The organism is Noviherbaspirillum sp. (genome assembly GCF_035944575.1).
GTDB lineage: Bacteria > Pseudomonadota > Gammaproteobacteria > Burkholderiales > Burkholderiaceae_D > Noviherbaspirillum.
In genome coordinates this window covers 1-9,769 of sequence record NZ_DASZBA010000184.1, presented here as the reverse complement: position 1 = coordinate 9,769, position 9,769 = coordinate 1, and the positions used below count along the sequence as shown (strand labels likewise).

Below are 9,769 nucleotides of genomic sequence, written 5' to 3'. Positions count from 1 at the left end.
GCCTTTGTATTGCTGGTTGTGATTCTTTCGGTACGTCCGGAAGGCTTGTTCACCAAGGGAGTTCGCTAAGCATGAAATATCTCGACAGTAAAATCGGCTGGCTTCTTCTGATCGCGCTCGGCCTGGTATTTCCGTTTATCGTCGGCAACGATTACCACCTGACCGTGATGTCGATGGCTTATATTTTTGCGATCGGCACCATCGGGCTGAATCTCATCACCGGGTATACCGGTCAGTTCAATCTTGCCCATGCCGGCTTTATGGCCGTCGGCGCCTACACCGTCGGCATTCTCACCGTTGACTACCAGGTGCCGTTCTGGATCGCTTTTGCCTTGTCTGGCGTGGTTGCCGCAATAATCGGATTTTTCGTCGGCATCGTTTCGCTGCGCCTGAAGGGTCACTTCTTTTCCATCTTCACGCTTTGCATCGGCTACATCATGTTCCTGCTGATCGAGAAATGGGAAGGCCTGACGCATGGCACGGTCGGCATCATCGGCATACCTGCGCCGCCACCCATTGCCGGCATTGATTTCGAGACGCCGCGCGCGCAGTACTACATGGTGCTGTTTTTCCTCGTCATCAGCGTGTGGGTGATGCATCGCATCGTCAATTCCCTTCTCGGCCGCACGTTCGTCGCGATCCGCAACAGTGACGATCTCGCAGAAGCCCTCGGCATCAACCTGATGCGAAACAAGGTTTTGTCCTTCATGCTGTCGGTGTTCTACGCCGGTATGGCAGGCGGACTGTATGCAGGCACCGTGCGCTTCATCGGTCCCGGCATTGCCGGCGTCGAGCATGCGTTCGACATGACCATGTTCATGCTGGTCGGCGGTATCGGCACCCTTTTCGGTCCGCTGCTGGGCGCACTTTCCATGCCGTGGATCACGCAGTATCTCCAGTTCCTGCAGGACTACCGGTTCCTGGTGTTCGGGCCTGTACTGATCGCCCTGATTATCTTCCTGCCCAACGGTATCGTCGGCACCTACCTCGGCTGGAAGGCGCGCAACGCATCCCGTTCCGCCGCAGCCATGCCGACTCCGGTAAAGGCAAGCCGCGTGACCGGTGCCGTCAAACAGGAAGGAGGCTCCCATGCTTAAGATCGAATCCCTCACCAAGAAATTCGGCGGCCTCACCGCGGTCAACGATGTATCGACCACGATTGAAAAAGGCAAGATCAACGCGATCATCGGCCCGAACGGCGCCGGCAAGACAACGTTTTTCAACCTGATCAGCGGCGCGCACAAACCCACATCCGGTCGCATCGTGTTCAACGATCATGATGTCACCAACCTGCGCGCCGACCAGGTCGCCAAGCTGGGGATTTCGCGTACCTTCCAGACCACCAATCTGTTCGACCGGGCAACCGTCCTCGATAACCTGATCGTCGGTCATCGGCTGCGCACCCAGTCCGGGTTGATGGACGTCATTTTCGGCAGCAAGCGATTAAAGGAAGAGGAAAGAATCTGTCGTGAAAAGGCCCGCGAGGCGCTCGACTTCGTCGGCCTGTCGCACATCTCGCACCGGATCGCAGCCGATATCTCGCAGGAAGAGCGAAAACGCGTCGCCTTCGCGCTTGCGTTGTCCACCGATCCGACGCTTGTCCTCCTCGATGAGCCGGCCGGCGGCGTGAACCCGGAAGAGACCATCGGCCTTGCGGAACTGATCCGCAAGATGGTGAAGACCGGTCTCACCGTCTGCCTGATCGAACACAAGATGAACATGATCATGAATCTGGCCGACAAGATCATGGTTCTGAATTATGGCGAGAAGATTGCCGAAGGTACGCCTGCCGAAATCCGCGCGAACCCCTTGGTGATCGAAGCCTACCTGGGGAGTGAACATGCTGCAGCTTGATAAGGTAACGGTGAACTATGGCAGTTTTCGCGCGCTCGACAATGTCAGCATCCATGCAAAGGAAGGCGAACTGGTCGTTCTGCTCGGCGCAAACGGCGCCGGCAAGAGCTCGATTTTTCTCACGGTCAGCGGACTGAACAAAGCCGGCACGGGCAGCATCCGTTTCCGCAACAAGGAACTGGTCGGGATGAAGCCGTCGCAGATCGTGCATGACGGCGTGGTGCATTGCCCGGAAGGCCGCAAGCTGTTTCCCGGCATGTCGGTACTGAAGAATCTGACCCTCGGCGCGTATGTGCATCGCAATGACAAGAAAGGCATCAGCCGTTCGCTGGAGGAAGTCTTCGCCCTCTTCCCGATCCTGCACGAGAAAAAAGATCTTCCGGCAGGCTCGCTGAGCGGTGGCCAGCAGCAGATGGTAGCGATCGGACGCGCCTTGATGGGACGTCCGAAGGCATTGCTGCTCGACGAGCCTTCGCTCGGACTGGCGCCGCTGGTGGTCAAGCAGGTATTCGATGTGATTGAACGAATCAACAAGGCCGGTACCACCGTATTGTTGGCTGAACAAAACGCTTACGCGGCGTTGAAGATCGCAAACCGCGCCTATGTGATCGAAAGCGGGCGCATCGTCATGGAAGGCAACCGGGACGAACTGCTGAATAACGAGGAAGTGCGTAAAGCCTATATCGGTGCCTGAACTTCCGTTCAGGGCACACAGCATGTGAACTTTGTTTTACATATACCTACAGGAGACTGGAATGCAAATGAAAACGAAACTGAAGTACCTCGTCGCATCGATCGCAGTCGGCATGGCGGCTTCCGGCGCAGCGTTTGCGCAGGAAGTGGTCAAGATCGGTTACTCCGGGCCGCTGAGCGGCGGCGCCGCACTCTACGGCAAGAACGTGCTGACCGGCATGGAGATGGCTGCCAAGGAAATCAACGAAAGAGGTTTCGAAGTCGGCGGCAAGAAATATAAGCTGGAGATCGTTGCGCTGGATGACCAGTACAATCCGGCGCAAACCGGCGTCAATGTGCAGCGCCTGATCCAGCAGCACAAGACCCCTGCTGTCCTGGTACCGCACTCCGGTGGCATTTTCGCCGTGCAGGCGTTCAATGAAAAATCGAAGGTCCTGCTGCTGGCCTACACCAGCCTCCCGCAGGTCACCGCGCGCGGCAACCAGTTGTCGATCCGCATTCCGCCTGAGTTCACAGGCTACGTCAATCCGTTCATCAAGCATGCGATGAGCAAGTACGGCAAGAACGTGGCGATTGCCAACGCCGACCATGACTACGCCAAAGCCTGGACAGCAGCGTTCAAGCCGGCATGGGAACAGGCGGGCGGCAAGGTCGTCGCGGAAAATCCGATGTCCTACAACAAGGCCACAGACTTCTACAGTGGCGTCAGCCGCGTGATGCAGAACAATCCGGATGTCATGTTCATCGGCGGCGCTTCGGAGCCGACGGCACTGGTGGTCAAGCAGGCCCGCGAGCTCGGTTTCAAGGGCGGCTTCATCATCATCGACCAGGCGAAGATGGATGAGATGGCCAAGGTGATCGGCGGCTACGGCGCGATCGAGGGCGCAATCGGTGTGCTGCCGCTGGTGGAAGACAATCGTCCTAGCTCCCGCCTGTTCGTGCACAAGTTCCAGAAAGCTTACCAGAAGGATCCAAGCTCGGAAGTATCGCTCAACTACACTGCTGTCCACGCGACGGCTGTCGCGATGAAGCTGGCGAAGACCGTTTCCGATCCGGCCGCGATCCGCGCCCAGATGGACAAGGCATTCAAGAGCCTGCCAAGCGAGCATAATCCGAACGAAATCAACGGCGTGACGGAGAATGGCGGTTCGACGGCAAATACCTACGTTGCGACTGTCGAAGGCGGCAAGGTCAAGGCAGTGAACCTGCAAAATCTGGCTGCCGCGAAGTAAACGGACGCTTTACGTCGTAGTTCAAGCCGGCTTGCGAGCCGGCTTTTTTTTGGAGCGATCTGATGAGCACGATTGACAAACCGACTCTCGTTATCGACGGCCTCGCCTTTGCCGAGGGGCCGCGCTGGCACGACGGCAAGCTCTGGTTTTCGGACTTTTATACGCATGAAGTGAAATGCGTTGATGCAGACGGCAAGGTCGACACCGTCGCCACGGTGCCAGGACAGCCGTCCGGGCTTGGTTGGCTTCCTGACGGCCGCTTGCTGGTCGTATCGATGACCGACCGCCGGTTGCTGCGGCAGGATGGCGACAAGATGACTGTCGTCGCCGATCTTTCGGATTTGGCGCCCTTTCATTGCAACGACATGGTCGTCGACCGGCACGGACGTGCGTACATCGGCAATTTCGGCTTCGATCTCATCGCGCGTGAAGCACCGAGGCCGACAGTGCTGATCATGGTGACGCCGGAGGGCAAGGCGCAAGTTGCGGCGGATAATCTGCTTTTCCCGAACGGCTGCGTCATCACACCGGACGAACGAACGTTGGTGGTGGCGGAAACATTCGGCAAGCGCCTCACCGCATTCGATATCGCGGAAGAGGGGTCCTTATCGAACCGGCGTGTCTGGGCGGATCTCGGCGACGCGTCGCCGGACGGCATCTGCCTCGACGCCGAAGGCGCTATCTGGGTCGCATCGCCAACGACATCGGAATTCCTGCGCGTCCATGAAGGTGGCGCCATATCGTCGCGGATACCCTCCGAGCAGCAGGCCATCGCCTGCGCGCTGGGCGGCAATAACGGCAAGACGCTGTACATGGTGACCGGACGAGTGGGACGGGCTGAAAAATCGCTGGTTGAGCGAACGGGCAAGATCTTTTCCCTGCCCGTGGATGTAGCGGGGGCCGCCCGGTAAGCAGCCCGCCGTTTTATGCGATCGGCGTCTTCGGCTTGAATGAATCGCGCAGTTCGCGCTTCAGCACCTTGCCGATGGCACTGCGCGGCAAGCTGTCGACCATCTGTACCGCGGCCAGTCGCTGCGTCTTTCCGAGCCGGGCATTCGCCCATTCCAGCAAGGATTCCGGTGTCAGCGACGTTCCTGCTCGGGCAACCGCGAACGCCACCGGCGTCTCGCCCCACCGTTCCGACGGCATGCCGACCACCGAGACGTCATCCAGGTCCGGATGCTGCCGCAGGACCGATTCGAGATCGCTCGGATAGATGTTGAAACCACCGGAGATGATCATGTCCTTCTTGCGGTCCATCAGCGTCAGGAAGCCGTCTTCATCAAAGCGTCCAACGTCCCCGGTTCGGATGAAGCGTTTGCCGGAGGGATCGAACCATTCGACCTCGGCGGTCTTTTCCGGCTGCTTGTGATAGGCATTCATCATCGATGCGGAATGGCCGACCACTTCGCCGATTTCGCCCTGCGGCACTTCCCTGCCCTGGTCGTCGATCAGGCGGATGTCATGCCCGGGCGCCGGGCACCCGACGGTGTGCAACTTGTCTGGATGTTCGTGAGCGGCGAGGATGCAGGTTCCGCCGCCCTCCGTCATGCCGTAATACTCGATTAGGCCACCCGGCCAGCGCTTGAGAATATCGGCCTTCAATTCCGCCGAAAAAGGCGCGCTGGTGCAGAATTTTTTCTCGAAGGTCGACAGGTCGTAGCGATCGAATTCGGGATGCGCCATGATGCGCCGATATTGCACAGGTACCAGCATGGTATGCGTGACTTTATGCTGCTGCGCCAGTTCGAGATAGCGGCCGGCATCGAATTTCGCCATCAGCACCACCGTGCCGCCCAGGCCCAACGTGGGGAAAAAGCTGACCAGCGTGGTATTGGAGTACAAGGGTGTCGAAATCAATGTGACCGCACTCGGGCCATAGCCATTGAGCACGCCGCGTTGAATGTGTTGCCAGCGCATGCCATGCGATTGCACGATGCCTTTCGGCGCGCCGGTCGTCCCCGACGAGTAAATGATATTGAACGGCGCATCTGGCGCAATCGTCACTGGCGCACCGGTTGCTCCGGCCGGTGCAAGCCATGCATTGAATGCAGGTTCCGCCGATCCATCAAGGAAGATAAGCTTTGCCGGCAGAGTTGTTTTTACCGCCTCCAGTTCGGCCGCGACGGCAGCGTCGACGAAAAACAGTTTCGCATCGGCGTCCGCCGCCATGGTGACCAGGCTCTCCGCGGTGGATGATGGGGCGAGCGGTGCAACGGCGACGCCGGCGCGCAAGCCGCCGAGAAATACCGCTGCGTACTCGATCGAGCTGTTGGCGCAGACGGCGATCGCGTCCCCGGACGCAAGCCCGTCCCGCTGCATTGAGGCAACGATCCGGTCCAACAGCGCATCCAGTTCGGCATAGTTGATCGAGCGGTCGTCCTGGATCAACGCCACGTGCTGCGGCTGATCCCGGGCATGGACGCGGATCAGATCGGGCAAGGTGACAAATTCCTGGTCGAGCAATTGTTCAAGGGTCATGCTGAAAGTCCTGTAAAAAATCCGGTTGCCTGCTGAAGCGACGCTTCTTCCGGCGGCATTTGAAAAACATTGCACGCATGCAGCCGGATATGAGCATTGCATCGTACCGCCGGTATGGTTGCGTGGTTCCAACCGGACGCGATCCTAGCGCAGCATCCTGCCACAGCGCGTTCCGTCAAACCTTCATCCCCGGCAGATTCAGCGAAGCGGTATTTCCGCCATCCACCGGCAGCGCCTGGCCCGTGACATAGCTGGCGTCGTCGCTGGCAAGGAAGGCGATGACGGCCGCCACTTCCGCAGGGCGACCATAACGCCGCAACTCGCAACGCGAGCCGAGCTTGTGCTCCTTTTGCGCGGCGCGTGCGCGATCGAATACCGGCGCAGTCATGCCGGTTTCTATCAGGCCGGGACACACCGCATTAACGCGCACATTCCATTCGCCGAGGTCGCAGGCCGTCGTCTGGGTGAGATTGATCACCGCCGCCTTGGAAGCGCTGTAGGCATTGCCGCCGGCGCCGGAGCGGACGCCGGCAACGGAGGCCGTATTGACGATCGCACCCTTGCCTTGGTCCCGCATGATGCGCGCAGCGAATTTGGTAAAGTGCACCGCGCCCATGACGTTGACCGCCATGATCTGCTGCCACACATTGGTATCGGTTTCGGTAATCAGCGAATAATCGCCGCCGGCGATGCCGGCATTGTTGCAAAGCGCATCGACGCGCCCGAAACGGGCGAAGATGTCGGCGACGCACTGTTCCACTTCGCTCTCCTTCGAGATGTCGAGCGCCCGAAACCAGACCCGGGACTGGTCGCCAAGGGATTCCGCAACGGCCGCGAGGCCTTCCGTGTTGCGGTCGATCAGAGCGACACTGCCGCCCTCGCTGAAGATCCGTTCGGCGACGGCGCGGCCGATGCCGCTTGCGGCGCCAGTGATGATGGTGACGCGATTTTCAAAACGCATGTTTGTCTCCTCGTTGGTTTTTTTCACACCCCCGCCCTCCCCTGCAAGGAGAAGGGGATTCTACAAAGGGTGAAGTGATCGTTTCCGGAAGTGCTTTTCCGGCGCCACTATCTTGTCCACCTCACACCGCCAAATCTCTCTCCTGCAGCTCCCTCCACTGCACTTTCCCTGATCCCGACTTCGGCAGCGAATCCATGAATTCGATGATGCGCGGGCATTTATATGCCGCCATGTTCTGCCGCGACCAGTCGATGATGTCCTGCTCACCGACCTTGCCGCGGTATTCGTCCTTCAGAACCACCACCGCCTTCACCGTCTCGCCGCGCTTCGCATCGCGGGCGGCGATGATGCACGCTTCCTTGATTGCCGGATGCTGGTACATCAGTGCTTCGACTTCCGCCGGCCAGACCTTGAATCCGGAAGCGTTGATCATCCGCTTGAGGCGATCGACCATGAAGAAATAGCCGTCTTCATCCGTCGTGGCGAGGTCGCCGGTACGCAGGAAGCGCTTTCCGTCGAGTTCGATGAACGCGGCTTCGGTTGCTTCCCGATTGTTCCAGTAGCCGTTCATCACCTGGGGCGCGGACACGATGATCTCGCCCGTTTCACCCGGGGGGAGTTCACGGAAATCGGCGGGATCGACGACGCGGGCGTCGACGTCATAGATCGGCACGCCAAGGCACTGCTTTTTCGGCCTGTCGGGCGGATTGATATGGGTCGCCGCCATGGTTTCCGACATGCCGTACCCCTCGACATAGTGGATGCCGAGCAGGTCCGTCAGTTTCTGCGCGATCGCTTCCGGCATGGCGGCGCCGCCGCCGCGAATGCGCGACATGGTCGACAGGTCGTACTGGTCGACTTTGGGATTCGACAGGAAATCAACCACCATGGTGGAGATCAGTTGCGCGCCGCTGATCTTGTAACGTTCCACACATAGCGCAGCGGCTTCCCGGTCCCAGCGCGGCAACAGGACAATGGTCGCACCGATGTATAGCGGGCAATTCATGCTGCCCTGCATACCCGTGACATGAAAGAACGGCAATACCGACAGCAGCACCGCATCGGAGGTGGTGCCGAACCATTGAACCCCGGCCACCGCGTTGTACATCACGCTGCGATGGGTGTGCATGCATCCCTTCGGATTGCCGGTTGTGCCCGAGGTATAGGGCATCGTGCAGAGATCTTCCGGGCCGGTGGTGATCGGTCCGGGACGCAGATTGCGGTCCAGCATGTCGGACCAGAGCACAAGTCCTTCGCCGGCGACCCGCTCGCGCGGCGCGGCGACGAACTCGGGCACCTTGAGATCCGTTGGCCGTTTCAGGTAATCCGAATAGGCCGCCACCACGATTTGCTTCAGCCCGTCGCCGAGCAGCGGCTGCATGTTCGGCAGAAGGTCCTGCGGAACGAACGCAGTGGTTGCGCCGGTGTCATGCACGTAATGCCGGAGTTCGGTACTGAGGTTCATCGGATTGACCGGAACCACCACCGCATTGGCGCGCAGGATGCCGTAATAGGCAAGGATGAATTGCGGACTGTTCTGCATGTACAGCAGAACCCGGTCCCCCTTCTTGACCCCGCATTCCTGCTCGAGATAGCCGGCGATGCGCTCCGCTTCGTCCCTGAACTCGGCGAATGTGATCGGCGTATCGTAAAAAATGATGTACGGTTTGTCGGGGAAGCGCGTGGCGGATACTTCCACGTTGTAGAACAAGCTGGTCTGCGGCACGCTCAGGTGCCGCGGCTGGTTACTTGGCCAAAAGGCGAAGTGGCGATTGGACATCGATGTTTCCGTGACTGGTTGACTTACGCAAAACCGTGACGCGAAAGTCGCAATGCAGGATCGGCGGGGCTTCAGTCCCCGCTGATCCGCACATACGCCTTATCGCTCGATATAGCGCGACAGTTCCAGCTTGGCGATCGCATTGCGGTGCACCTCATCCGGACCATCGGCCAGACGCAGCGTGCGTGAGCTGGCATAGGCTTGCGCCAGTCCGAAATCCTCGCTGACGCCAGCCGCGCCATGCGCCTGGATCGCCCAGTCTATCACTTGGCAGGCCATGTTCGGCGCAACCACCTTGATCATCGCGATTTCCTTGGCGGCGGCCTTGTTGCCGACTGTATCCATCATGTGTGCTGCATTCAGCACCAGGAAACGGGCCTGGTCGATCATGATGCGGGCATTCGCGATGCGCTCGCGGGTAACACCCTGGTCCGCCACCGCTTTACCGAATGCAACCCGCTTCAGCGAGCGGCGGCACATTTTCTCCAGCGCGCGTTCGGCCTTGCCGATCAGGCGCATGCAATGGTGGATGCGGCCCGGTCCGAGGCGGCCTTGGGCGATTTCGAACCCGCGTCCCTCGCCGAGCAGGATGTTGCTTGCGGGCACACGGACGTTCTCGAAACGAACCTCGGCATGGCCATGCGGGGCGTCGTCGTAACCGAATACCGGCAGGTGACGCAGGACGGTGACGCCAGGCGTATCCATCGGCACCAGGATCATCGACTGCTGGCGATGGCGATTGCCGTTCTCCGGATCGGTCTTGCCCAT

Annotated in this window: 9 protein-coding genes; 5 read left to right on the top strand and 4 right to left on the bottom strand. The window is 59.6% G+C overall.

What is annotated here, in order from left to right; translation table 11 throughout:
- Positions 1–71 precede the first annotated feature (71 nt).
- The 5 genes from VGU61_RS13690 to VGU61_RS13670 all read left to right on the top strand — a co-directional run bounded on the left by VGU61_RS13690 (position 72) and on the right by VGU61_RS13670 (position 4,690).
- On the top strand, positions 72–1,097 hold the full coding sequence (locus VGU61_RS13690; protein ID WP_326859700.1) for a branched-chain amino acid ABC transporter permease: 1,026 nt from the start codon (positions 72–74) through the stop codon (positions 1,095–1,097).
- Complete coding sequence (locus VGU61_RS13685; protein WP_326859699.1) at positions 1,090–1,854, top strand: ABC transporter ATP-binding protein; 765 nt, start codon at positions 1,090–1,092, stop codon at positions 1,852–1,854. The genes VGU61_RS13690 and VGU61_RS13685 overlap by 8 nt, the downstream gene beginning before the upstream one ends.
- The gene (locus VGU61_RS13680; RefSeq protein ID WP_326859698.1) at positions 1,841–2,548 is read left to right on the top strand and encodes an ABC transporter ATP-binding protein; all 708 of its coding nucleotides are present in this window, start codon (positions 1,841–1,843) and stop codon (positions 2,546–2,548) included. Before VGU61_RS13685 ends, VGU61_RS13680 begins: the two co-directional genes overlap by 14 nt.
- A gap of 61 nt (positions 2,549–2,609) precedes the next feature.
- Positions 2,610–3,779, top strand: a complete 1,170-nt coding sequence (locus tag VGU61_RS13675; protein WP_326859697.1) for an ABC transporter substrate-binding protein — start codon at positions 2,610–2,612, stop codon at positions 3,777–3,779.
- 62 nt (positions 3,780–3,841) lie between these two features.
- Positions 3,842–4,690 carry an SMP-30/gluconolactonase/LRE family protein gene (locus VGU61_RS13670; protein WP_326859696.1) on the top strand — a complete coding sequence of 283 codons (849 nt, stop codon included), beginning with the start codon at positions 3,842–3,844 and terminating at the stop codon, positions 4,688–4,690.
- Between the two features lie 13 nt (positions 4,691–4,703).
- Here the strand turns inward: VGU61_RS13670 and VGU61_RS13665 are convergent, their stop codons facing one another.
- The 4 genes from VGU61_RS13665 to VGU61_RS13650 form a co-directional block, all read right to left on the bottom strand.
- Positions 4,704–6,260: a class I adenylate-forming enzyme family protein gene (locus VGU61_RS13665; protein WP_326859695.1), complete on the bottom strand. Its 1,557-nt coding sequence runs from the start codon at positions 6,258–6,260 to the stop codon at positions 4,704–4,706.
- 175 nt (positions 6,261–6,435) lie between these two features.
- On the bottom strand, positions 6,436–7,221 hold the full coding sequence (locus tag VGU61_RS13660; protein WP_326859694.1) for an SDR family oxidoreductase: 786 nt from the start codon (positions 7,219–7,221) through the stop codon (positions 6,436–6,438).
- Positions 7,222–7,342: 121 nt separating this feature from the next.
- Entirely contained in the window at positions 7,343–9,001 is a 1,659-nt protein-coding gene (locus tag VGU61_RS13655) for a long-chain fatty acid--CoA ligase (protein ID WP_326859693.1), read from the bottom strand.
- A gap of 99 nt (positions 9,002–9,100) precedes the next feature.
- The coding region (locus VGU61_RS13650; protein WP_326859692.1) for an acyl-CoA dehydrogenase family protein at positions 9,101–9,769 on the bottom strand (669 nt) is incomplete at its 5' end.

Coding starts and splice junctions, on each gene's coding strand:
- VGU61_RS13670 (WP_326859696.1), top strand. CDS start 3,842: ATGAGCACGATTGACAAACCGACTCTCGTTATCGACGGCCTCGCCTTT.
- VGU61_RS13655 (WP_326859693.1), bottom strand. CDS start 9,001: ATGTCCAATCGCCACTTCGCCTTTTGGCCAAGTAACCAGCCGCGGCAC.
- VGU61_RS13690 (WP_326859700.1), top strand. CDS start 72: ATGAAATATCTCGACAGTAAAATCGGCTGGCTTCTTCTGATCGCGCTC.
- VGU61_RS13665 (WP_326859695.1), bottom strand. CDS start 6,260: ATGACCCTTGAACAATTGCTCGACCAGGAATTTGTCACCTTGCCCGAT.
- VGU61_RS13675 (WP_326859697.1), top strand. CDS start 2,610: ATGCAAATGAAAACGAAACTGAAGTACCTCGTCGCATCGATCGCAGTC.
- VGU61_RS13660 (WP_326859694.1), bottom strand. CDS start 7,221: ATGCGTTTTGAAAATCGCGTCACCATCATCACTGGCGCCGCAAGCGGC.
- VGU61_RS13680 (WP_326859698.1), top strand. CDS start 1,841: ATGCTGCAGCTTGATAAGGTAACGGTGAACTATGGCAGTTTTCGCGCG.
- VGU61_RS13685 (WP_326859699.1), top strand. CDS start 1,090: ATGCTTAAGATCGAATCCCTCACCAAGAAATTCGGCGGCCTCACCGCG.